This is a genomic window from Micromonospora sp. NBC_00330, from assembly GCF_036136635.1.
Lineage (GTDB): Bacteria > Actinomycetota > Actinomycetes > Mycobacteriales > Micromonosporaceae > Micromonospora > Micromonospora salmantinae.
The window spans coordinates 3,505,434-3,528,707 of record NZ_CP108012.1; the positions used below are offsets into that span (position 1 = coordinate 3,505,434).

The 23,274-nt window shown below is 71.5% G+C and carries 20 protein-coding genes; 11 read left to right on the forward strand and 9 right to left on the reverse strand.

Features of this window, described 5'->3' with window-relative positions:
• Window positions 1–46: 46 nt before the first annotated feature.
• Window positions 47–703, reverse strand: coding sequence for a TetR/AcrR family transcriptional regulator C-terminal domain-containing protein (locus tag OG598_RS15690; protein ID WP_328655112.1), 657 nt, complete (start codon window positions 701–703; stop codon window positions 47–49).
• Window positions 704–899: 196 nt separating this feature from the next.
• Between OG598_RS15690 and OG598_RS15695 the strand changes: the two genes are divergently transcribed.
• On the forward strand, window positions 900–2,072 hold the full coding sequence (locus tag OG598_RS15695; RefSeq protein WP_328655113.1) for an acyl-CoA dehydrogenase family protein: 1,173 nt from the start codon (window positions 900–902) through the stop codon (window positions 2,070–2,072).
• A gap of 62 nt (window positions 2,073–2,134) precedes the next feature.
• Here the strand turns inward: OG598_RS15695 and OG598_RS15700 are convergent, their stop codons facing one another.
• The 5 genes from OG598_RS15700 to OG598_RS15720 form a co-directional block, all read right to left on the reverse strand.
• Window positions 2,135–3,172, reverse strand: a complete 1,038-nt coding sequence (locus tag OG598_RS15700) for an aminotransferase class V-fold PLP-dependent enzyme (protein ID WP_328655114.1) — start codon at window positions 3,170–3,172, stop codon at window positions 2,135–2,137.
• A gap of 62 nt (window positions 3,173–3,234) precedes the next feature.
• The gene (locus OG598_RS15705) at window positions 3,235–3,771 is read right to left on the reverse strand and encodes a SigE family RNA polymerase sigma factor (RefSeq protein WP_328655115.1); all 537 of its coding nucleotides are present in this window, start codon (window positions 3,769–3,771) and stop codon (window positions 3,235–3,237) included.
• Entirely contained in the window at window positions 3,771–4,382 is a 612-nt protein-coding gene (locus OG598_RS15710) for a permease-like cell division protein FtsX (RefSeq protein ID WP_328655116.1), read from the reverse strand. Before OG598_RS15710 ends, OG598_RS15705 begins: the two co-directional genes overlap by 1 nt.
• An 87-nt stretch (window positions 4,383–4,469) precedes the next feature.
• On the reverse strand, window positions 4,470–6,659 hold the full coding sequence (locus tag OG598_RS15715; RefSeq protein ID WP_328655117.1) for an FUSC family protein: 2,190 nt from the start codon (window positions 6,657–6,659) through the stop codon (window positions 4,470–4,472).
• An 88-nt stretch (window positions 6,660–6,747) separates the two neighbouring features.
• The gene (locus OG598_RS15720) at window positions 6,748–8,160 is read right to left on the reverse strand and encodes an FAD-dependent oxidoreductase (protein ID WP_328655118.1); all 1,413 of its coding nucleotides are present in this window, start codon (window positions 8,158–8,160) and stop codon (window positions 6,748–6,750) included.
• Between the two features lie 242 nt (window positions 8,161–8,402).
• Between OG598_RS15720 and OG598_RS15725 the strand changes: the two genes are divergently transcribed.
• Complete coding sequence (locus OG598_RS15725; RefSeq protein ID WP_328655119.1) at window positions 8,403–8,981, forward strand: hypothetical protein; 579 nt, start codon at window positions 8,403–8,405, stop codon at window positions 8,979–8,981.
• A 178-nt stretch (window positions 8,982–9,159) separates the two neighbouring features.
• On the opposite strand, the gene OG598_RS15730 is transcribed toward OG598_RS15725, so the two are convergent.
• Window positions 9,160–10,545: a cation:dicarboxylate symporter family transporter gene (locus OG598_RS15730; protein WP_328655120.1), complete on the reverse strand. Its 1,386-nt coding sequence runs from the start codon at window positions 10,543–10,545 to the stop codon at window positions 9,160–9,162.
• 98 nt (window positions 10,546–10,643) lie between these two features.
• Between OG598_RS15730 and OG598_RS15735 the strand changes: the two genes are divergently transcribed.
• From OG598_RS15735 to abc-f, 5 genes are all read left to right on the forward strand, one after another.
• Window positions 10,644–12,230, forward strand: a complete 1,587-nt coding sequence (locus OG598_RS15735) for a sensor histidine kinase (RefSeq protein WP_328655121.1) — start codon at window positions 10,644–10,646, stop codon at window positions 12,228–12,230.
• Window positions 12,227–12,922, forward strand: coding sequence for a response regulator (locus OG598_RS15740; protein WP_328655122.1), 696 nt, complete (start codon window positions 12,227–12,229; stop codon window positions 12,920–12,922). Before OG598_RS15735 ends, OG598_RS15740 begins: the two co-directional genes overlap by 4 nt.
• Before the next feature lie 98 nt (window positions 12,923–13,020).
• Complete coding sequence (locus OG598_RS15745; protein ID WP_328655123.1) at window positions 13,021–13,221, forward strand: hypothetical protein; 201 nt, start codon at window positions 13,021–13,023, stop codon at window positions 13,219–13,221.
• Window positions 13,218–13,622: a type II toxin-antitoxin system VapC family toxin gene (locus OG598_RS15750; protein WP_328655124.1), complete on the forward strand. Its 405-nt coding sequence runs from the start codon at window positions 13,218–13,220 to the stop codon at window positions 13,620–13,622. The genes OG598_RS15745 and OG598_RS15750 overlap by 4 nt, the downstream gene beginning before the upstream one ends.
• Before the next feature lie 286 nt (window positions 13,623–13,908).
• Window positions 13,909–15,546: a ribosomal protection-like ABC-F family protein gene (gene abc-f, locus OG598_RS15755; protein WP_328655125.1), complete on the forward strand. Its 1,638-nt coding sequence runs from the start codon at window positions 13,909–13,911 to the stop codon at window positions 15,544–15,546.
• A gap of 45 nt (window positions 15,547–15,591) precedes the next feature.
• Here abc-f and dnaE read toward each other — a convergent pair whose 3' ends face one another.
• Window positions 15,592–19,122, reverse strand: coding sequence for a DNA polymerase III subunit alpha (gene dnaE / locus OG598_RS15760; protein ID WP_328655126.1), 3,531 nt, complete (start codon window positions 19,120–19,122; stop codon window positions 15,592–15,594).
• 147 nt (window positions 19,123–19,269) lie between these two features.
• Between dnaE and OG598_RS15765 the strand changes: the two genes are divergently transcribed.
• The 3 genes from OG598_RS15765 (at window position 19,270) to OG598_RS15775 (ending at window position 21,060) form a co-directional block, all read left to right on the forward strand.
• Entirely contained in the window at window positions 19,270–19,890 is a 621-nt protein-coding gene (locus OG598_RS15765; RefSeq protein WP_328655127.1) for an L-threonylcarbamoyladenylate synthase, read from the forward strand.
• 88 nt (window positions 19,891–19,978) lie between these two features.
• Window positions 19,979–20,518, forward strand: a complete 540-nt coding sequence (locus OG598_RS15770) for an RNA polymerase sigma factor (RefSeq protein WP_328655128.1) — start codon at window positions 19,979–19,981, stop codon at window positions 20,516–20,518.
• Window positions 20,515–21,060, forward strand: coding sequence for a hypothetical protein (locus OG598_RS15775; protein ID WP_328655129.1), 546 nt, complete (start codon window positions 20,515–20,517; stop codon window positions 21,058–21,060). The genes OG598_RS15770 and OG598_RS15775 overlap by 4 nt, the downstream gene beginning before the upstream one ends.
• 6 nt (window positions 21,061–21,066) lie before the next feature.
• On the opposite strand, the gene OG598_RS15780 is transcribed toward OG598_RS15775, so the two are convergent.
• A complete protein-coding gene (locus OG598_RS15780) occupies window positions 21,067–22,482 on the reverse strand; it encodes a serine/threonine-protein kinase (protein WP_328655130.1) in 1,416 nt (471 codons plus the stop codon).
• Window positions 22,483–22,615: 133 nt separating this feature from the next.
• On the opposite strand from OG598_RS15780, the gene OG598_RS15785 reads away from it, so the two are divergent.
• A complete protein-coding gene (locus OG598_RS15785) occupies window positions 22,616–23,215 on the forward strand; it encodes a hypothetical protein (RefSeq protein WP_328655131.1) in 600 nt (199 codons plus the stop codon).
• Window positions 23,216–23,274 lie beyond the last annotated feature (59 nt).

Genomic DNA, 23,274 nt, shown 5'->3' on the forward strand with positions numbered 1-23,274 from the left:
GATGGGGTCGCGACGGGCGATGAAACTAGCGCTGGGAGTTTGGACGCTACCCGTTGGGCCGGGCGGACTCCACCGTCTCGACGGTGCGGGTGTACTCGGCGGCCAGACCGTGCAGCAGGGCGTCCAGGCCGAGGGCGAAGGCGCCCTCGTCCACGCTCTGCTGATGCTCGGCGAGCCGGTGGGCCTGGCGCAGGTGTGGATAGTGCGCCGCGTACAGCTCCGGGTCCTCGACGAAACCGCGGGCGAACGAGCCGAGCGCCGACCCGGCCACGAAGTACCGCAGCGCCGCGCCGATGTGGGTGGCGCGGGCCGGCGGCCAACCGGCCCGGACCAGCCCGCCGTAGACCGCGTCGGCCATGGCGAGGGCGGCCGGTCGACGACCCGGCCCCTGCGCCAGGTACGGCACGATGTTCGGGTGCGCGGTGAGCGCCCGCCGGTACGACCAGGCCCAGTCCCGCAGCGCGGTGAGCCAGTCCCGGCTGGCGAAGCCGCTGGTGTCGACGGCACCGGTGACAGTGTCGGCGACCGCGTCGAGGATCTCGTCCTTGGTGGCGAAGTGGTTGTACAGCGAGGGACCCTGGACGCCGAGCGCGGCGGCGAGTCGGCGGGTGGAGAGCGCGCCGAGCCCGTCGGCGTCGATCAGCGCGAGCGCCGTCTCGACGATCCGGTCGCGGGTGAGCAGAGGCCGTCGAGGTCGGGGCACGTCAGAACTCCTCGGTCTGCGGTGTCCCTCCCCGTGGGAACCACCTGTTCGCGCACCCTATCGGGGACCGCCTGCGGGCAGGCGTCACCACGTCGGCCGGAGAAGGGGTCTGGACGAATGAAAACTTACACCGCTAGTTTATGAGGGACCGCCACGGTCCGTGGCGGCGCACCACCACGCCGACCGAGGGGGAACCGTGGACTTCGCACTGTCCGACGAGGAACGCGCCGTCCGAGACACGGTGCGCGCGTTCATCACCCGCGAGGTGATGCCCCTGGAAGCGGAGGTGCTCCGCCGGGAACGGGCGCACCAGCCGGGCCTCGACCACTCCGAGGTGCGCGAACTGCAACTCAAGGCGCGCAAGTTCGGCTTCTGGGGCCTGGCCACCCCGGAGGAGTACGGCGGAATGAACCTGCCAGCCGTACTCCAGTCGTTGATCTGGACCGAACTGGGCCGCACGTTCGTGCCTTTCCGCTTCGGCGGCGAGGCGGACAACATCCTGTTCCACGCCACCGAGGAGCAGAAGCGGGAGTTCCTCATCCCGACCATCGAGGGCGAGCGACGCTCCTGCTTCGCGATCACCGAGCCGGGCGCCGGATCCGACGCGGCGAACATCCGGCTGTCCGCCCGCCGCGACGGCGACGACTGGATCCTCGACGGCGAGAAGACCTTCATCACCGGCGGCCACGACGCCGACTTCGCCATCGTGGTCGCCGTGACCGACCGGGAGAAGGGCGCCCGCAAGGGCGGCGCCACAGCGTTCCTGGTGGACCGGTCGATGGGTTGGCGCTCGGAGTTCATCCAGACGATGGGCGAGGGCGGGCCCGCGTCACTCATCTTCGACGACGTACGCGTGCCGCACCGCAACATCCTCGGTGAGATCGGGCAGGGCTTCACGCTCGGCATGGAGTGGATCGGCAAGGGGCGCTACACCATCCCGTCGCACGCCATCGGCATCGCCGAGCGGGTGTTGCAGATGGCCATCGAGTACGCCAACACCCGGGAAACCTTCGGCACGAAGATCGGCGCCAACCAGGCCATCCAGTGGATGATCGCCGACTCCGAGACGGAACTGGAGGCGGCCCGCTGGTTGGTGCTGCGCTCGGCGTGGACGGTCGACGCGGGCCTGGACCCCCGGCACGCCTCGTCGATGGGCAAGCTCTACGGCGCCGGCATGGTCAACCGGGTGGTCGACCGGGTGCTCCAGATCCACGGCGGCATGGGCTACACCCGAGAGCTGCCGATCGAACGCTGGTACCGGCAGGTCCGGCTCTACCGGATCTTCGAGGGCACCGACGAGATGCAGCGGCTGATCATCTCGCGGGACCTGCTACGCGGCTACACAAAGATCGGTGGCCACCTGGCCTGAGCCGGACGTCTGATGCCGCCGAGGACGGCCGGCTGCACGCCCGGCCGTCCTCGGCGCCAGGTTCAGCCGGTCAACGCCGTGAGCGCCGCGTCCACGTCGGCCTCGGTGGAGTAGATGTGGAACGAGGCCCGGACCCGTCCGGCGCGCACCGCCGCCCGGATGCCGGCCGCCGCGAGGCGCTGCTCCGCGTCCGGCACGTCCACGCTGACGATGGCGCTCTCCCCCGGCGCCCGGCCCAGCCCGGTCAGGAACCGGTTGGCCAGCGTCACGTTGTGCGCCCCGATCGCCGACACGCCGATCTCCGCGACCACGTCCAGGGCGGGCGCCGCACCGACCCAGCTGAACCAGGCCGGTGAGATGTCGAACCGGCGGGCGTCGTCGGCCAGCCGCAACGGCGGGCCGTAGTAGGAGGCGTGCGGGTCGCGGCCCGCGTACCAGCCGGCCGCGTCCGGGCGCAGCCGCTCACGCAACCCGGGAGCCAGATAGGCGTACGCGGTCCCGCGCGGATTCATCAGCCACTTGTAGCCGCCCACCGCCACCGCGTCGGCCCGACTGCCGTCGAACGGCAGCCAGCCGCACGCCTGGGTAGCGTCCACCACCACCAGCGCGTCGTGGGCACGGGCCGCTGCCACGATCTCGTCGTACGCCGCGATCGCCCCGTCGGCCGACTGCACCAGGCTGAACGCCACCAGGTCGGTATCGGCGTCGATGGCGTCGACCAGAGACTCCAGCGGCACCGTGCGGACCGTGACGCCACGCTCCTCCTGAACCAGCCAGGGGAAAAGGTTCGAGGTGAACTCGACCTCGGGAACCACCACAGTGGCGCCGGCCGGCAGCGCCGCCGCGACCGGCGCGAGGAGCTGCGACACCGCCGCGCCGACCGCCACGTCACCGACCGGCACCCCGATGAGGTCGGCGAAGGTGACACGAGCCCGGTGCGTCGACTCGCCCCAGCCCTCCCACGACATACGACCAACCCGCCAGACCGCGAGAGCCTCCTGCAACGCCGCCCACGCCGGCTCCGGCGGCAACCCGTAGCTGGCGGTGTTCAACCAGCCAGGCTCCGGCTGCCACAGCTTCTGCGCCTGCTCGATCTCCATGCCGTCGACGCTAGGCCGAACGACGCGCGACGGGCACGGCCAATCGGCGATCGGCGGCCCTGTCAGATGCGGACGAAGTCCTGACCGAGCAACGCCCGCAGCTTGGCCAACGCGCGGGCGTTCTGCATCTTGACCACCGACACGGAGACGTCGAGGGTGCTGGCCACCGCCTCGACGCTCTGGTCCTCCCAGTGCCGCAGCACCACGATGGCCTGGTCGCGGATCGGCAGGGAAGCCAACGCCTGGAGCAGGGCGACGTGCAACTCCATGGTGTCGTCGGGCCGTTGCGGCGACCCCTCCGGCAGCTCGGCGAGCACGACCTCGGCGGCGCTGCGCCGCTTGTACTGGTCGAAGACGGCGTTCATGAGGACCCGACGGCTGTACGCCTCGAGGTTCGCGGTGTGCCGGATCCGGCCCCAGTTCGCGTACATCTTCGCGAAGGTCGTCTGGGTCAGGTCCTGGGCGAGGTGCCAGTCGCGACACATCAGGTAGGCGGTACGCCGCAGCCTCGGTGCGGTGGTCTCGACGAAGGCGGTGAACTCCGCCTGCTGGGCGGTCTGCTCGCGTCGTCGAGCCGCGCCCCAGCGGGCAGCCGCCATCAGTCGACCGCCGACGCGCTCGTGCCGGCCGGACAGTCGATGCCGATGATCGCGTCGACCCCGGCCAGACGTTCGACCCGCGCGGCCAGTTCCGCGTACCGGGACCGCGCGACAAGCGTGATCCGGAACGACTCCGGCAGTTGGCTGGGCACGATGTGGTCGACGAGTTCGGGTGCGTCCGCGTACACCTTCTTGAACTTCCTCAGCGCCACTTCGCGACTCTCATACGCCACTGTCCCGACCGCCGGGTCCGCGTCCAGCGCGCGGTTGACCGCGCTGCGCTGCTGGTCGGTGATCTCCAGGGCAAGGAAGACCGCAGCGTCGGTCGCGGTCTCTCCGGCGGGAGCCCCGCATTCCTTGTTCACGAGCATGCCGAACGCTGCCGGCACCGGCGTCGGTGGCGACGCCGATGGTTGCGACGGTGTCGCCACGTTCACCGCCCCCACCGTCGCGACGGCGATCACGGCGGCGACACCTGTCGCCACCAGCCGTTGTCGGCGTCGACGCAGGCCGGTGCCGGCGACCACCGCGTCACCGACAAGGTCGACCAGGGGTAGTTCCGGCTCGTCGGCGACAGCGCGATCGAAGAGCACCCGCAGGTTCTGATCCATGGTTCCTCCCGTGACCCCGGTGGGCCTCCACAGGTGTTGACTGGTTGGGGCACCGGATCGGTCACATCGACGCCGGCAACACCGGGGTCACGGCTGCCGGCGACGCCCGAGCGACTCCTCGGCAGCGGGCAGGGGGATCCGGGCGAGGCTGTCCGCGAGGCCGGCGAGCCACCGGTCGACCTCCACCAGGTGCCGGACCGACTGATGGTCGGCCTCGCCGAGGAGCGGGCGGATCCGGTCCAGTTGGTCGACGCAGGTGCTCGAGACCGGCGTCCGGGGCGATGTCCGGCCGTGGGCGACCTCGTCGGCGAGGGCGTCGTACGCCGATCGCAGGCGCCCGGCAGAGTCCCGCAGCAGCGCCGCGGCGCCGGGCCAACCGGCGAGGCAGCCGGGCGGGTTGCGGCGCAGCAGCGACTCCGCGCCGGGCACCACGTGGTGCCCGGCGCTCAGCACGGCGTCCCAGTTCACCTGTTGACGGTGCGGATCGTGCCGCTCGGAGTGGTACTGGCAGTACGACGAGTCGATGAGGATCATCCGGCGACGGACCCGGGCGAGGGCACGCGCGGGTGGCGGAGCATCGCCGAGCATCGACTGGACCGTCTGCTCGACAGCGTCCGCGCTGGCCGCCAGGTAGCGGGTGGCGTTGCGCCGCAGGTCGTGGCCCGCGCCGCGCGGCCAGATCGCCACCCCGGCGAGCACGCCGATCACCGCGCCGAGCAGCACGTCGACGAGGCGGGCCTCGGCGAGCCGCCACCCTTCCGGGCTGAGTTGGGCGAAGACGACGGTCAGCAGCAGTGTGAACAGCGCCTGCTGCCACACCGGACCGAGCAGGCGGCCGACGCCGAAGGCCAGCAGCAGGGTGACCGGCAGGACGATGGCGTACACGACCGGCTCGTCGACGACGAGCATCACCCCGCCGCTGACGACCGCACCGATGATCGTGCCCAGCACGGCCGGCCGCAGCGCCGTGCGGGTGTCGGCGGCCGACGTGCGCAGGACCGTGAGGGTGGCCAGCAGCACCCAGAAGCCGTGGGTCAGCTGCAACACCCCGGCGGCCACCCGGGCGATGGCGAGCGCCACTGCCAGCCGCAGTGAGCTGTGCAGGTGGGCCGAGCGCGGCGCCAGGTGGGAGCGGAACTGCCACCAGTACAGCGTCCACGGGCTGCGCCGGGCGTACTCGAACAGCGCCGAGGAGGCGTCGTCGCCGCCGAGCCGCGCCCCGGTGGCCACCCGGGAACCGACGACGAAGACCCGCACCTGGTCCGCGAGGGCCACAGCTGTCGCGTCCCGGCACAACCGGGGTACGTCCGGCGCGTCGCGGACCTGGCCGTCTCCCACCGGGTACGCCGCCTCGGCTCGTCCGACCGCCACGTCCAGGTCGGCCGGGGTCACCGCCGGGGCACCCGGTGACAGACTCCGGCCGGCCGCGCGGGTGGTGTCCGCGCACGAGCGCAGCAGACGCGCCGCCGCAAGGTCCGGGATCGGCTGCGGCGGGGCGTCCGCCGCCAACCGGTCCGCCTCGGTGAGTACCTCCCGTAGCGCGGCCGCGCAGATCCGCAGCGCCCGATCCTGAGCGCCCGCCGCGGTGGGCGCCCACGCCGGTGGGCTGCGGTTCAGCTCGATCGCCGCCGCCACGTCGTACGCCCGCTCGCGCCGTGCGTCCCGATCACCCGCAGCGGCGTGCGGGTCGGTCAGGGCGTCGGCGGTGGCGTCGAGGAAGGCGGCGACGCCGTCCGCCGCCTCGGCCAGGCGCTGCCGGTAGGAGACCGGCACCGGGTCGGGCCAGAGAAACACCTCGGCCGCGGCGAGCAGCACGACGGCGAGGGTCACCCCACCGAGTCGCTCCGGCAGGGTGCCCGGCTGGTACGGCGGGAACGACGCCAGGATGTAGAAGAGCTGGAACGCGCTGGCCAACCCCACCAGGCGCGGGTTGCCGACCCCCGCGAACGCCACCACGAACCCGACGACCAGCATGCCAGCGGCGGCCGCCCAGGTGCTCCACGCCAACACCGAGCCCGCCGCGATCAGCGCCCACACCACCGGCAGCGACAGCACGAGGATCCGCGCCCGTTGCGGCGCCGGACCAGGTAGCTGCGCGAACGAGCCGGCGGCGATCGTGCCGAACAGCCCGTACGTGGCGAGCGTGGAGCTGCCCGCGCCGTACCGGCAGCCGTAGAAGACCACGGACGCGACGAGCGTCAGCCGGGCCGCGCGTCGCAGGATGGCGTCACCCGGGTCACGGCGGCGAAGCCGGCCAAGGAGGCTGGTTCCGAGCACGACCGCTCCCCCGGTTCGTCGCAGCACCCCTCCCCGGCCCACCATTCTCCACCGCGCCCCGCGGTGGCCGGCGGGGTTTGGGGACGAATCACCGCCGGGAGCCGCCGAGCAGGCCGAGCCGAAGGGCCCGGAACAGGGTGCCGGGGCGGCTCAGGGCGGCCGGGTGGTCGAGCATGGTGGTGACCCGACCCAGCCGGGCGTTGAGCACCGGGTCGGTCAGCGACGCCCGGAAGAGCAGGTCCCCGAACCACTTGGTGACCTTGTAGCCGGGTGGGTAGGGCCCGTCGACGTGCGGCAGCTCGATGTCGGCGGTGGTGGATATCTGCCAGGCGGCGTCGACCACCACACGGACCTGGTCGAAGTACGCGTGCGCGGGCTCGTCGTGCGGCTTCGGACCGGAGCGCAGGTACCTCGACAGGCAGGAGGCGTGCAGTGTCGCGGAGGTCATGCCCTGGCCGTACACCGGGTTGAAGGAGGCGACCGCGTCGCCGGCGGCGACCAACCCGGCGGGCAGGCGGTCGAGCTTGTGGAAGTCGCGGCGTCGGCTGTCCGCCTGGTGGTACGTGACCACCCCGCCGAGCATCTCCCCGTGTTCGGCGATGTCACCGAACATCTGCGGGTAGTGCTCCCGGCAACGGGCGGTGAAGTCGGCGACGTCGCGGCTGGGCCGGTCCCCGTCGTAGCCGGCCACCAACATGATCCAGCGGTCCCCCTCGACCGAGTTGATCCCACCGATCCGGGCGGTACGCCCCTTGCCCGCCATGGTGTGGAAGACCGCCACCCAGGCGTCGCTGACCAACTCGTCGCGCTTGAAGAGCGCCGTGGCGTAGTTCAGCTTGATCGGCATGCGGTGCAGCGGCGGGCGCGGCCACCCGTGTTCGGCCAGCCAGTCGCTCAACCGGCTGGACCGCCCCATCGCGTCGACCACCAGGTCCGCCGCTTCGACGACGGGCTCGGCGCCACCCTCGGGCACGTACCGGGCGCCGTTGACCCGCCGCTCGTCGAAGAGCAGACCCTCCGCCCGGCCGTACACCATACGGATGTTGTCGACGGCGAGGGTGCGTCGGCGGACCAGCGCCTCCAGGAACGGACGCGTGGTGATCAGCGCCGGCCCGGTGCCGGTCGCCGCAGGCGGCAGACCCAACATGCCGTTCACGAAGACCTTCGCCGTGCCCGGGTCGCGCGGCGGCGGCGGGGCGCCGAGCGCGAGCGCCTCGTCGGCGATACCGGGAAACCAGCGCTCCAACTGGACCTGACCGGCGGGTAGCAGCGCGTGCACCTGACTGCCCTGGGGCACACCCGGCCGTGGACCGGCGTCGACATCGGACGGATCCCGTTCGACGATCAGCACTTCCTCGGCGTGGTCGCTCAACACCCGGGCCGCCAGCAACCCGGCCATGCTGCCACCGAGCACCACCGCCCGTCGCATGATCACTCTGGTCTCGGCGGGTGGTTCGGCCGTCGCTATCTCGGCGAAGAGCCGGGACGGAGAGGGGGGCATGCGATCACTCCTCGAACGGTCGGGGAACCTCGACATCCACGACCGTAACCATCGCGGTGCCCGCCGTCAGCGCTGAGTTGGCCCGCCATGTCGAGTTGGCGCCCCGGCTGCGGTGGCCAGGTCCGCGGCGGGGTCCGCTGTCCAGGGTCGCGCCGGATCCGGCCACCAGCTATGAATATCGGATGAGTGCCCATGCCGGTGCGACCCGGACCCCAGGTGCCCCGGGCCTTCCGGAGCCCGGGGTGGGCAGCCGGACCCTGCCGATCGCCTGGTGGGGCCTGCTGAGCCTGGTGGTGGTCCTGTCCGCCTGCACGCCGGCGGGTGACTCGCGCCAGCACACCACACCGCCGGTCAACCACGCGACGCCGTCGACGGGCGCCAGCGTCGGTGGGCCGCCGTGCACGCCATCGGTTGACACGCTGCCGGCACCGCCGGCCGGATACCGATTGGTGGGCGAAGACGTCGCGGTGCCCGATGCCCGCGTGATGTCGGCGGAAGATTCCGGGGAGGCCGACCCGGCGGCACGGCTGTTCGCCAAATGGGGGCTCGTCGTCCGCGCCGGCACGGTCGTCGACCTGCGGGTGGCACCGGGCTGGCAGGACAAGGCCCGGCTCGGCTGGGGCGGCACCGGCACGCCCGCGGCGACCGTCACTGTGCACGCCTGCGCGCCGGAGAGTGGGCAGGCTCAGTGGATGGCCTTCGTCGGCGGCACCTGGGTCGCGCAGGCCGCCTGCGTACCGCTCGTCGTGACGTCGAACGGCCAGAACGACAGCGTCAACCTCGGCATCGGCGTCCCCTGCGACAAGACCACCACGCCGTAGCCCTCTCCCGGCCCATTGATCACCTCGATTTTCAGGAAGTCGCGGTGTTATGGCGGCTCGGATGCCCCGATTTTCAGGAAGCCGAGTGGATCACGGCCGGAGGGGTCGCGGCGGCGCTGCGCTGCCGGACCGGGGTCGCGGCGGCACTCGGCCGCCGCGACCCGGTGCACGCCGTGACTCAGGCCGGGGCTCCGGCCGGCGCGGCCTCCTTCTCGTCGGGGCGGGACGCCGCCTCGTCGTCGTCGTGCTCGTCGACCATCGTGGCCTCGTCGAACGGGTCGTTGCCGCTCAGCACTTCGGCCGCCCGTTCCCGGTCGAACTCGCCGGTCCAGGTCCCCACCAGTACGGTCGCCACCGCGTTGCCGGCGAAGTTGGTCAGCGCCCGAGCCTCCGACATGAACCTGTCGATGCCGACGATCAGGCCGACCCCGTCGACGAGGTCCGGCCGGTGTGACTGGAGGCCGCCGGCCAGCGTGGCCAGCCCGGCGCCCGTGACTCCGGCGGCACCCTTCGACGCAATGATCATGAACAGCAGCAGCGAGATCTGCTCGCCGATGGCCAGCGGCTTGCCCAGCGCGTCGGCGATGAACAGCGACGCCATGGTCAGGTAGATCGCCGTACCGTCCAGGTTGAACGAGTAGCCGGTCGGCACCGTGATGCCGACGACCGGCTTGCTCACACCGAAGTGCTCCATCTTGGCGATCAGCCGCGGCAGCGCCGACTCCGACGACGAGGTCGACAGGATCAGCAGGAACTCCCGGCCCAGGTAACGCAGCAGCGAGAAGATCGAGATCCGGGCCACGAACCACAGCAGCGCGCCCAGGAAGACCAGCACGAAGATCAGGCAGGTGGCGTAGAAGCCGACCATGATCTGGGCGAGGCTCTTGAGGGCGTCCACGCCGGTCGCGCCGACCACGGCGGCCATCGCGCCGAACGCGCCGATCGGCGCCAGCCACATGATCATGGCGAGGACCTTGAAGACGACCCGCTGGATGACGGTGATGGCGCTGAGCACCGGCTCACCCCGCCGACCCATGGCCTGGACGGCGAAGCCGACCAGCAGTGCGACCAACAGCGTCTGGAGCACCTTGCCCTCGGTGAGCGAGGAGAGCAACGTCGTCGGGATGATCCCGAGCAGGAAGTCGGCAGTACCGGCGGCCTCGTCACCGGCGGCGGCCTTGCCGGAGCCGACGAGGTCCGGGCCGAGGTTCAGGCCCGAGCCGGGGTGGATGAGGTTGCCGACGACCAGGCCGATGGCGAGCGCGACCGTCGACATGGTCAGGAAGTAGCCGAGGGCCAGGCCGCCGACCTTGCCGACCTTCGCGGCCTGCCGGACGGAGCCGACACCGAGCACGATGGTGCAGAAGATGACCGGGCTGATCATCATCTTGATCAGGTTGACGAAGCCGGTGCCGATCGGCTTGAGTTCCTTGCCGAAATCGGGGGCGACCAGGCCGACCACGATGCCGGCGACCACGGCCACGATGACGGCCAGATACAGGTAACGGGTACGGTCCCGGCGGACCGCCGGTGCCGGGGTGGTGGCGGATGCGGTGGTGTCCATGTCGACAATGTGAAGCGCGTCTCACCCGTTGACAGCCTTGCGGTCATTCTGTTCACCGCGCTGGCCGAAACGGCGGCGCGACGAGGGAGGTGGTGGAGGTGGCCCGACGCCAGTGGAGCATCGCGGGACAACTCTTCGCCCTCCAGGCGATGGTCGTGACGCTGCTCGTGCTGGCCGGCGCGGCAGGCGCCGTCTGGCTGGCCCGCAGCGACTCCCGCCAGGCCGCGCAGGAGGAGGTGCTCGCGGTGGCGCAGACCGTGGCCGGCTCCCCCGACGTCCGCGCGGCCCTCGCGACCGCCGACCCCGCGAGGGTCCTCCAGCCGTACGCCGAGTCGACCCGCAAGGCCACGGGCACCGACTTCGTGGTGGTGATGGCCCCCGACCGCACCCGTTTCTCGCACCCGACCCAGGACCGGATCGGCGAGCCGTTCGTCGGCGAGATCGGGCCTGCCCTGGCGGGCCGCGCGTTCACCACCACAAACGTCGGGACGCTCGGCGAGTCGGTGCGTGCTGTCGTTCCGGTGTACGACGAGCAGCGACGCCTCGTCGGTCTGGTCTCGGTGGGCATCACCACCCGCGAGATCGACAAGAAGCTGCTCGGCCAGTTGCCGGTGCTGTTCGGTGTGGTCGCGCCGGCTCTGGCGCTCGCCGCGACGGGCTCCTGGCTGCTCAGCCGCCGGCTCCGTCGCCAGACGCACGGTCTGGGGCCGGCCCAGATGACCCGGATGTACGAGTACTACGACGCCGTTCTGCACTCGGTGCGCGAAGGTCTCGTCGTGTTGACCACCGATCGTCGGGTGGCGCTGGTGAACGACGAGGGCCGCCGGCTGTTGGGGCTCGACGTGGACGCGCCGGTGATCGACCAGCCGGTGGCCGGGATCGACCTGCCGCCCGCGGCGGCCGAGCTGCTCGACTCCGGGCGCGACGCCCGCGACGAGCCGATCGTCGCCGGTGACCGGGTGCTCGTCGCCAACCAGCGGACCACCCGCTTCGAGGGCGCGGTGCTCGGGACCGTGCTGACCCTGCGCGACCAGACCGAGCTGCGCACCCTGGCCAGCGAGTTGGATTCGGTGCGCGCGTTGACCGAGGCGTTGCAGGCGCAGACCCACGAGTCGGCCAATCGGCTGCACACGGTGCTGACCCTGGTGGAGCTGGGCCGCGCCGACGAGGCGGTCCGGCTCGGCACCCGGGACCTGGCCCTCGCCCAACAGCTGACCGACCGGGTGGTCGGCGCGGTGACCGAGCCTGCGTTGGCCGCCCTGCTGCTCGGCAAGTCCGCACGGGCCGGCGAGCGCGGGGTGGATCTGGTCATCGAGCCGGACTGCCGCCTCGACGACAGTCCGCTGCCGACCGGTGACCTGCTCACAGTGGTCGGCAACCTGGTCGACAACGCCCTGGAGGCGGTAGCCGGTACGCCGCCGCCCCGCCGGGTGCGGGTCTTCGTCGGCGCTACCGACGACGAGTTGGTGCTCCGGGTAGCCGACAGCGGCCCCGGGCTGGCCCCGGAGCGGGTCGCCGACGCCTTCCGGCGCGGCTGGTCCACAAAGAGCACCGGCCGCGGCCTCGGCCTGGCGCTGGTCGGGCAGGTGGTGCGCCGGCACGGCGGCAGCGCCGAGGTGGCCCGGTCGGACGACGGCGGCAGCCTGTTCACCGTCCGGCTGCCGGGCAGGATCGAGCGGTCATGACCGCCATCCGGGTGTTGGTCGTCGAGGACGAGCCGCTGCTGGCCGAGGCGCACAGCGCGTACACCGAACGGGTTCCCGGTTTCGTGGTGGTCGGTGTGGCGCACACCGCGCGGGCGGCGATGGCGGCCCTACGCGCCAACGACGGCGGCGACGTGGACCTCGTACTCCTTGATTTTCGGCTGCCCGACCTGCACGGCCTGGATGTCTGCCGGGCGCTGCGCGCGGCCGGCAGCAGCGTCGACGTGCTCGCGGTGACGTCAGCGCGGGACCTGACGGTGGTGCGCACCGCGGTGTCCCTCGGGGTGACCCACTACCTGCTCAAGCCGTTCACGTTCGCCGCGTTCCGCGACAAGCTGGAGCGGTACGCCGACTACCGCGCCCAGGCGCTCGCCGACGGCGAGGTCGCCGCCCAGCACGAGGTGGACCAGATGTTCGCCACTCTGCGCGGCACCGCCGGGCACAGCCTGCCCAAGGGGCTCGACGCGCAGACCCTCGATCGGGTACGCGCCGCGCTCGCCGACGGCACCCGCGCGGAGGTCGGGCTGTCCGCGACCGAGGTGAGCGCGCTGACCGGCATCTCCCGGGTGACCGCCCGCCGCTACCTGGAGTATCTGGTCACCGTCGACCGGGCCGCCCGCACCCCCCGCTACGGCACCCCCGGCCGCCCCGAGGTCGAGTACCGCCCCCGCTGAGCGGCGCGTAACTCCGCCCCGACACCGGCCGCGAGGTGCCGCCCATGGATGCGGGAAGTGGGAGAATCGAGGGCGACCCGATACGCAGGAGGTGAGTCGTGACGTCGAGCAATGCCGAACAGATGCCCGAGTGGCCGACGGCCGAGCATGTGCCGGCCGAGGAGCAGGCCCGCCGTCAGGGCATCCGACCCATCGCCTCCGTGGACGACCTTGCGCGTCCAGACCTGTTCGAGTCGGACGAGGAACTGGACGAGTTCCTCGCTGACCTGTACACCTCTCGGCGGGCCGGCGCCGCATGAGCCTTGTCGTTCTGGACACCGACGTCGCGTCAGCAATCCTCCGGGGGCGGCTACCTGAACGACTCCGTGCCCGCCTGGCCGGTGAGACCCTTTGCGTCACCTTCGTGACGCTCGGAGAGCTGACCAAGTGGACAGCGCTCCGAAGCTGGGGTCCGCGCAAGCTGGCCGACCTCGCGCAGTGGCGCTCGGGGATCGTGCTGCTTCCCTTCGACGAGGCGGTGGCGGTGACCTGGGGGCACCTCCAGGCGCGGGCTCAGCACCGGGGACGTCCCCGACCGACCAACGACTCCTGGATCGCGGCTTGCTGTCTGGTTGACCGGCTGCCGCTGGCGACCTTCAACGGCAAAGATTTCGCCGACTTCGCCGAGTACGACGGGCTACGTCTCGTCGACGTCTCCTAGCCTGGCAGCTCCGAATGTGACTGTCCGATACTGCGAAACGGTGGCCGCCCGGGAACGCGGTGGCGGGGCGGAGATCCGTTGTTAGACTCATCGGGTTGGGTTAGCGGTACGACCAGGGAGACCAGACATGGCGGGTGACGACGACATCTCCGGGTGAGACCGGACGTGTTCGGCCATTGGTTCGGCGCGCCTTATGCGCAGCCGCCGTGGCCATTTGTCGTTGCACCGGTTCCCGTTGTCGTCGGGCGGCTGAGGCGCGCCCACCCCACCCTTTGAGGTCACTCGCATGTCTGATGCGTTCATCGTCTGCTCGAACCTGTCCTTCTCCTGGCCGGACGACACCCCGGTCTTCTCCGAGCTGTCCTTCACCGTTCCCGGCGGTCGTACCGGCCTGGTAGCGCCCAACGGCGCCGGCAAGAGCACCCTGCTGCGGCTGATCGCCGGGGAGCTGAGGCCCAGCGGCGGCAGCGTCACCGTCGACGGTGTGCTCGGCTACCTCCCGCAGACGCTGCCGCTGGTCGGCGACCTCAGCGTGGCGCAGGTGCTGGGCGTGGCCGAGCGGATCGCGGCGCTGCACGCCATCGAGGCCGGCGACGCCAGCGAGGAGCACTTCGCCACCATCGGCGACGACTGGGACATCGAGGAGCGCACCCGCTCGGAGTTGGACCGGCTCGGCCTGGGTGAGCTGTCGCTCGACCGCCGGCTGCACACCCTCAGCGGCGGCCAGGTGGTCTCCCTCGGCCTGGCGGCGCAACTGCTGCGCCGCCCCGACGTGCTGCTGCTCGACGAGCCGACGAACAACCTGGACCTGGAGGCCCGGCACAAGCTCTACGACGTCCTCACCGAGTGGTCCGGGTGCCTGCTGCTGGTCAGCCACGACCGGGAACTGCTCGACCGGATGGACCGCATCGCCGAGCTGGACCAGGGCGAGATCCGCTGGTACGGAGGCAACTTCACCGCGTACACCGAGGCCGTGCAGGCGGCGCGGGAGGTGGCCGAGAGCAACCTGCGCAACGCCGAGCAGGAGGTCAAGCGGGAGAAACGGGAGATGCAGCAGGCCCGGGAGCGCGCCGACCGGCGGGCCAGCAACGCCTCCAAGAACCTGAAGAACGCCGGCCTGGCCCGGATCGTCGCCGGTGGGCTCAAGCGCAGCGCGCAGGAGTCGGCCGGCAAGGCGCAGGAGACGCACTCGTCCCGGCTCGGTCAGGCCAAGGCCCGACTCGACGAGGCCGGCCGGGCGGTACGCGACGAGGACCGGATCGTCGTGGACCTGCCCGACACCACAGTCCCGGGCGGGCGCACGGTCTTCTCCGGCCACGGGATGCGGGCCCACTTCGACGACCGGGAGCTGTTCGGCGGCGACGGCGCCGACCTGGTGATCCGGGGGCCGGAACGGATCGCCCTGACCGGGGCGAACGGCGTCGGCAAGTCGACCCTGCTGCGCCTTGTCAACGGTGACCTGCAACCGTCCGGCGGTGAGCTGAAGCGCGGCGAGGGGCGGATCGCGTACCTGTCGCAGCGGCTGGACCTGCTGGACCTCGACCGCACTGTGGCGGAGAACTTCGCCGCGTACGCGCCGAGCCTGCCGGACGCCAAGCGGATGAACCTGCTCGCCCGGTTCCTGTTCCGGGGCGCCCGGGTGAACCTGCCGGTCGGGGTGCTCTCCGGCGGTGAGCGCCTGCGCGCCACCCTCGCCTGTGTGCTCTGCGCCGAGCCGGCGCCGCAACTGCTGCTGCTCGACGAGCCGACGAACAACCTGGACCTGGTCAGCGTGGGTCAGTTGGAGAGCGCGCTGTCGGCGTACCAGGGGGCGTTCGTGGTGGTCAGCCACGACGAACGGTTCCTCGACGAGATCGGCGTGCAGCGGTGGTTGCGGCTGGCCGACGGCCAGTTGCGGGAGATCAGCGGCCCCGAGCGGGTCTGAGCCCGGCGGTCCGGCCGGCCGCAGGCCGGCCGGACCGATGCCGGCTCAGCTCACGTTGGCCGGGCCGAGGACGCTCTTCAGGTCACCCATCAGCGCGGTCGTCGCCGCCACCCGGAACGGGCCCAGCCGCAGGGTGGTGGTGCGCCCGCCGTTCTGGAGTTTGACGTGCACCTCGGTGTCGCCGGGGTGCAGCACAAGGGTTTCCTTGAGTTTCTCCACCAGCGGTGGTGTGCAGCGGTGCACCGGGATGGTGAGGGTGACCGGCTTGTTGGTGGCGCTGGTGCTGACGTCCGGCATGGACATGTCCATCGCCATGATCCGCGGGGTGTCGTCGCGGCGGTCCACCCGACCCTTGACCACCACGATGGCGTCCTCGGCGATGTACTGCCCGATCACCTCGTAGGTGTTGGGGAAGAACAGCGTCTCCACCCCACCGGCCAGGTCCTCCAGGGTGGCCGACGCCCAGGCCCGGCCCTGCTTGGTGACCCGGCGCTGCACCCCGGAGAGGATGCCGGCGAGGGTGACGACCGCCCCGTCGGGCACCCCGCCCTCCTCGGCCAGGGAGGCGATGGTGGTGTCGGCTGCCGCGTTGAGGATGTGCTCCAAGCCGAACAGCGGGTGGTCGGAGACGTACAGGCCGAGCATCTCCCGCTCGAAGGCCAGCTTGTCGCGCTTGTCCCACTCGCTGTCGCCGATGGTCGGCATCACGGTGGTGCTGCCGGTGTCCGCGTCGCCGAAGCCGGAGCCGAACAGGTCGTACTGGCCGACGGCCTCCTTGCGCTTGACGTCGGCGTACGCGTCGATGGCGTCGGCGTGCACCGCGAGCAGGCCCTTGCGGGGGTGGTCGAGGGAGTCGAACGCCCCCGCCTTGATTAGCGATTCGATGGTCTTCTTGTTGCAGACCACCGCGTCCACCTTGGAGAGGAAGTCGTAGAAGTCGGTGTACTCGCCCTTCTCCTCCCGGCAACGCATGATCGAGGCGACCACGTTCGCCCCGACGTTGCGGACGGCGGCGAGGCCGAAGCGGATGTCCTTGCCGACCGGGGTGAACGGCCCGGCCGAGGTGTTCACGTCCGGCGGCAGCACCTGGATGCGCATCCGGCGACACTCGGCCAGATAGAGCGCCATCTTGTCCTTGTCGTCGCCGACGCTGGTCAGCAACCCGGCCATGTACTCGGCCGGGTAGTGCGCCTTCAGGTACGCGGTCCAGTAGGAGACCAGGCCGTACGCGGCGGAGTGCGCCTTGTTGAAGGCGTACCCGGCGAACGGCACCAGGACGTCCCACACCGCCTGGATCGCCTCGTCGGAGTAGCCGCGCTCGCGGCAGCCGTCCCGGAACGGGATGAACTCCTTGTCGAGGATCTCCTTCTTCTTCTTACCCATGGCCCGGCGCAGCAGGTCCGCCTGACCGAGGGTGTAGCCGGCGAGGATCTGCGCGGCGCGCTGCACCTGCTCCTGGTAGACGATCAGGCCGTGGGTGGGCGCCAGGATCTCCCGCAGCGGCTCCTCCAGCTCCGGGTGGATCGGCGTGATCTCCTGGAGGCCGTTCTTGCGCAGCGCGTAGTTGGTGTGCGAGTCGACGCCCATCGGGCCGGGTCGGTACAGGGCCAGGACGGCGGAGATGTCCTCGAAGTTGTCCGGCTTCATCAACCGCAGCAGCGACCGCATCGGCCCGCCGTCGAGCTGGAACACGCCCAGGGTGTCACCGCGGGCCAGCAGCTCGTACGCGGCCTTGTCGTCCAGCGGCAGGCCCAGCAGGTCGAGCTTCCGGCCGTGGTTCAGCTCGATGTTCTTGACCGCGTCGTCGATGATCGTCAGGTTGCGCAGGCCGAGGAAGTCCATCTTCAGCAGCCCGAGCGACTCGCAGGTCGGGTAGTCGAACTGCGTGATGATCGCCCCGTCGGCGTCGCGACGCGTCAACGGGATGTGCTCGATGATCGGCTCGGCGGACATGATGACGCCGGCGGCGTGCACACCGGTCTGCCGGATCAGCCCCTCGATGCCCTTGGCCGTGTCGATCACCTTGCGGACGTCCGGGTCGGAGTCGTACAGGCCGCGGATCTCGCCCGCCTCGGCGTAGCGGGGGTGCTTGTTGTCGAAGATGCCGGTGAGCGGGATGTCCTTGCCCATCACCGCCGGTGGCATCGCCTTGGTAATCCGGTCGCCGACCGCGTAGGGGAAACCGAGGACCCGGGCCGAGTCCTTGATCGCGGCCTTCGCCTTGATCGTGCCGAAGGTGGCGATCTGGGCGACCTTGTCCTCGCCCCACTTGTCGGTGACGTACTTGATCACCTCGCCGCGCCGACGCTCGTCGAAGTCGATGTCGACATCCGGCATCGAGACCCGCTCGGGGTTGAGGAACCGCTCGAAGATCAGGCCGTGCTGGATCGGGTCCAGGTCGGTGATGCCCAGCGCGTACGCGACGAGCGACCCGGCGGCCGAACCACGGCCCGGACCCACGGCGATGCCCTGGTTCTTCGCCCACTGGATGAAGTCGGCGACCACGAGGAAGTAGGACGGGAAGCCCATCTGGTTGATGACGCCCAGTTCGTACTCGGCCTGGACGACGTGCCCCTCGGGGATGCCGTTCGGATAGCGGCGGGCCAGGCCGGCGAAGGTCTCCTTGCGGAACCAGGACTCCTCGGTCTCCCCCTCGGGCACCGGGAAGCGCGGCATCAGGTTGTGGAACTCGAACATGCCCTTCGGGTCGACCTTCTCGGCCACCAGCAGGGTGTTGCGGCAGCCCTCCTGCCACAGCTCGGACGAGTCCACGGCGCGCATCTGGTCGGCGCTCTTGATGAAGTAGCCGCCGCCCTCGAACCGGAACCGGTTGGGGTCGTCGATGTTGCTGCCGGTCTGCACGCAGAGCAGCACGTCGTGGGCGGTGGCCTGCGCCTCGTGGGTGTAGTGGGAGTCGTTGGTGACCACCGGCGGGATGTCCAGCTTGCGGGCGATCTCGGTGAGCCCCTCGCGGACCCGGCTCTCGATGGAGAGGCCGTGATCCATGATCTCCAGGAAGTAGTTGTCCTTGCCGAAGATGTCCTGGTAGCTGGCGGCGACCTTGAGGGCCTCGTCGAACTGACCCAGCCGCAGCCGGGTCTGCACCGCGCCGGACGGGCAGCCGGTGGTGGCCATGATCCCCTCGGCGTGCTCGGCGATCAGCTCCATGTCCATCCGGGGCCACTTGACGTAGTGCCCCTCCATGGAGGCGCGCGAGTTGAGGGTGAAGAGGTTCTTCAGGCCCTGCGCGTTCTTCGCCCACATGGTCTTGTGGGTGATCGCGCCGTTACCCGAGATGTCGTCGCTCTTCTGCTCCGGCCGACCCCACTTGACCCGCGCCTTGTGGTAGCGCGACTCCGGCGCCACGTACGCCTCGACGCCCAGGATCGGGGTGATCCCGGCGGCCATCGCCTGGTTGTAGAAGTCGTTCGCGCCGTGCATGTTGCCGTGGTCGGTGATCGCCACAGCGGACATGCCCAGCCGCTTGGCCTCGGCGAACAGGTCCTTCAGTCGGGCCGCTCCGTCGAGCATCGAGTACTCGGTGTGCACGTGCAGATGCGCGAACGAATCAGCCATGCGTGGCGCCCCCCGGCGGTGTGGATCTTGTTGGTCGGAGCCGACCGGGACCTACCCTACCGAGGTGATCTCGGCGGCTCCACCGTCCGCGCCGACGGTCGTGGCCCTCGTCTCCTGATCGCCCCCGGGTGCGCCTAGGCTCGGAGGATGGCGAGGTACTACGACGTGCACCCGGAGAACCCACAGCCCCGGATCATCGGCCAGGTTGCCGACCTGATCCGCAGTGGTGGGCTGGTCGCCTACCCGACGGACTCCTGCTACGCGCTCGGCATCCAGCTGGGCAATCAGGACGGGCTGGACCGGATCCGCCAGATCCGCCACCTCGACGACCGGCACCACTTCACGCTGGTCTGCCGGGACTTCGCGCAGCTCGGCCAGTTCGTGCGGATCAGCAACTCGGTCTTTCGACTGGTGAAGGCGTCCACCCCGGGCAACTACACCTTCATCCTGCCGGCCACCAAGGAGGTGCCCCGCCGGATGCTGCACCCGAAGAAGCGGACCGTCGGCGTGCGCGTGCCCCGGCACACCGTCACCCAGGCGCTGCTGGCCGAGTTGGCCGAGCCACTCGTGTCCAGCACGCTGGTCCTGCCCGGCGACGAGGAGCCGATGACCCAGGGCTGGGAGATCAAGGAACGGCTCGACCACCAGCTCGACGCGGTGCTCGACGCCGGCGACTGCGGTAAGGAGCCGACGACAGTGATCGACCTGTCCGGGCCCGAGCCGGAGATCCTGCGCCGGGGTGCCGGGGACGTCTCCCGCTTCGAGTAACGGGTCGGGTGCCGGACCGAACGGGGGCACGCGGGCCGCACCGGTCGTACGCTCAGGGATCGGCACCGGCGAGCATTGGACATCCGGCATGCCCGACGCGGACGACATCGACGCCCTGGCCCGGTCCGCCGCGCACGGCGACCCGGCCGCGCTGAACGCCCTGCTGGTCGCGGTGCGCCCGGAGGTGCTGCGGCTGTGCGCCCGATTCCTGCCCAGCCGGGAGGACGCCGAGGAAGCCTGCCAGGACACCTTGCTGGCGCTGGCCGGCGGCATCACCCGGTTCGAGGGGCGTTCCTCGTTCCGCACCTGGCTGCACCGACTGACCGCCAACCGGGCCCGCTCCACGTACCGCACGCTGCGCCGCCGCTGCCGGCTGGAGGCCGAGGGCGTACCGCTGCCCGACCAGGCCGATCCCCGACGGACCAGCGTGGTCGCCGGCACCCGCCTCGACCTGCTCGACGCCTTCGACTCGGTCCACCCCGACCTCGCCGAGGTGGTCGCCCTGCGCGACGTCCTGGGGCTGAGCTACCCGGAGATCGCCGCCCTGCTCGACGTGCCGCTGGGCACCGTGAAGTCCCGGTTGCACCTGGCCCGGCGGCAGGTCCGGCAACGGCTCGGCGCGGAATGAGCCGCGCGCCGTTGCGCCGGGTCGTCGTCGTCCTCGCGGCCACCGTGGGGGTCGCCGCCTGCGGTGCCGACGCCGTCTCGCCCCTGCCCGTCCAAGCGCCCGGCCCGACCCGTACGACGCCGACACCCTCCACGATCTCCACGACCTCCGCGATTCCCGCGTCCACCGGGTCGCCGTCCCGACCTCCGCCGACCAGCGCGCGCCCGGCCGCGCCACCGCCCGCACCCACCAGAACAAGGGGTACGCCCCGAACGACTCCCCCGCCGACCGACGCCACACCGGCCTGTCAGGGCGCGGTGCGCTACGACCTGCCGCTCGCCGAGACCGAGATCGAGCTGCTGAAATCGCTCTGCTTCGCCACCGGCGCGGTGCTGCGCATCCAGGGCATCGGGCCGGGGCTCGTCACAGTGGACCGCCCCGACCTGGTGTCGCAGCACTACGAGGCGGGCGTGGTGGATATCCGCTTCGTCCGCCCCGGCACGGTCGCCGTGACGATCCCCAAGGACGGCCGCGAGCACACCATCACCGTGGTGGTCCGCTAGCCGCGCCTAGCGCATGCGTATGCCGGCGAGCAGGGTGTCCACGAAGTCGGGCCCGCCGTCCGCGGGCGGGGCGATCTGCACGTACGCCAGGGCGGGGCGGCCGGGGTGCAGGGCGGCCGACTCGACGATCTGCGGCCGGTCCCGCTCGCAGCGGTACGCCACCACCGTCCACTCGACGCCGGCCTGCCGGGTGGTGCGGGCCGGCGCGGGCGTGCAGTCGCCGTGCGTGCGCTCGGCCAGGAACCCGGCGGGCGTGGCACGGGCCGCCGTGCTGGCGGAGAGGCCCACGAACGCGCCGGGCAGGCGAGGGTCGGCGGCCCAGCGGCGGGGTTGCGGCGACATCACCAGCGCCGGTTCGGGTTCGCCGTCGGCGCCGTACTGACCGGCCCAGGTGGCACCCGTGGCGGACCAGCCGGGCGGCAACGTCACGGTCAGGGGCCCTGTCGTGTACGTGCCGCCGACCGGAAGCGCCGACCCGGCACCACCCGACTCGGCGCCCGCCACACCCACCGCGGCGACGGCCACCACTGCGGCCCCGGCCCGCCGCAACCGGTACGGGTGGCCCGGCCGACGTTGGCGCCGCACCGGACCGGCCGCCGTAGCCAGTCCCGCCGGGGCGCTCGCGCGGATCAACGCGGCGTGCAGGGTCGCGGCGTCGGGGTAGCGGTCGGCCGGGCGGTGGGCGGTGGCCTGGGCGAGCACTGCGGCGACCGCCGCAGGCACGTCGTCCCGAAGTCGGATCTCGGGGGGATGCCGAGGCGGATCGGGCCTGGTCGGGTTCGCGCTGGACGGGTCGGCGGCCAGCAGCCGGATGCCGAGCCGGCCGAGCCCGTACACGTCGGCGCGGGTGTCGACCACCGCGCCCGGATCGTCCTGCTCGGGGGCCATGTAGCCCGGTGTGCCGGCCCGGGCGGTCAGCCCGGAGGCGGCGGCGAGCGCCTTGGCGAGGCCGAGGTCGGCGATCAGCACCTGCTCGGCGCCGCCGGGGCGGGCCGAGCGGAACAGGATGTTGCCCGGGGTGAGATCACGGTGCACGACGCCGTGGCGGTGCAGCACGGCTACCCCGGCGCAGACCTCGCCGAGCAGCCGCAACGCCGTCGGCGCGGGGATCTCGCCGGCGGCCAACCGGTCCCGCAGGCTGCCCCCGTCCGCCCAGGCCAGGACCGCGTACGGGCGGCCGTCGGGCAGCTCACCGACGGCGTGCACCCGGATCAGCCGCTCGTGCTCCAACCGGCGCAGCAACCGGCCCTCGTCGAGGAAGCGTTCCCGCACCCGTAGGTCGTGGCTCCAGTTCTCGGCCAGCACCTTGATCGCCACGTGCGCGTCGAGCGCCCGGTCGTAGCCCAGCCAGACCGTCGCGAACGAACCGACGCCGAGCAGTCGCTCGACGGCGTAGGGCCCGATCCGCAGTGGAGCCGTCACCGTTTCACCTCCGGCCTGCACGGTCGGTCGGCGTCTGTCTGCACAGTAGACCCGGCCGGTCGGAATCCCGACGAACCGTTGGCCCTGGCGCGGTGACTAAGAGGGCAGGAGACCCATCACCGAAGGAGCCACCATGAACCGTCCAGCGATCCTCCTCACCACCGCCGCGTTGGCGCTCGGCACGCTCGTACCGGCGACCGTCGCCGGCCCGGCGGCGGCAGCGCCAGTGGCCGGCGATGCCGCGTCCACCTCGGCCCGCGGTCCGCTCGCCGTCGCCGCCGGGCACACCCACCCGGAGGTGCTCGGCGTCGGTGGCGTCGGCGTGTACCGCATCGGCGCCAGCCTGGCGTCGCTCACCACGAACGGGCACATCGACTGGACCGTGTCGACCTGCGGCGGGGTGGTGCACGCCGGCGCGACCGGATCCTGGGCGGGCGTGATCCTGCTGGCCTTCCGCGACGGGCGACTGGTGGAGGTCGGTACGGCGACCGCGCCGCCACGGTCCCCCGCCGGTGCCACTGTCGGCATGTCCTTCGACGAGCTGGAGGCGATCTACGGCTGGCGGGGGTCGCTGATCCGCAACGACGCGGGGGACGCCGAGGCGTACCTGGTCCGGGCGGGGTCGCGGGTGGAGCTGTTCACCGGTCACCCGATCCGGCCGGGGGTCGGCTACTTCCAGGTCGGCCCGGCCAGCTTCGTCGAGCGGAACTTCCGGCAGGGCGTGTCCTGCTGACTTTTCCCAGGTACGGGGCGTCCGGTGTCGGCCGGGCGCCCCGTACGTCGTATCGGCCC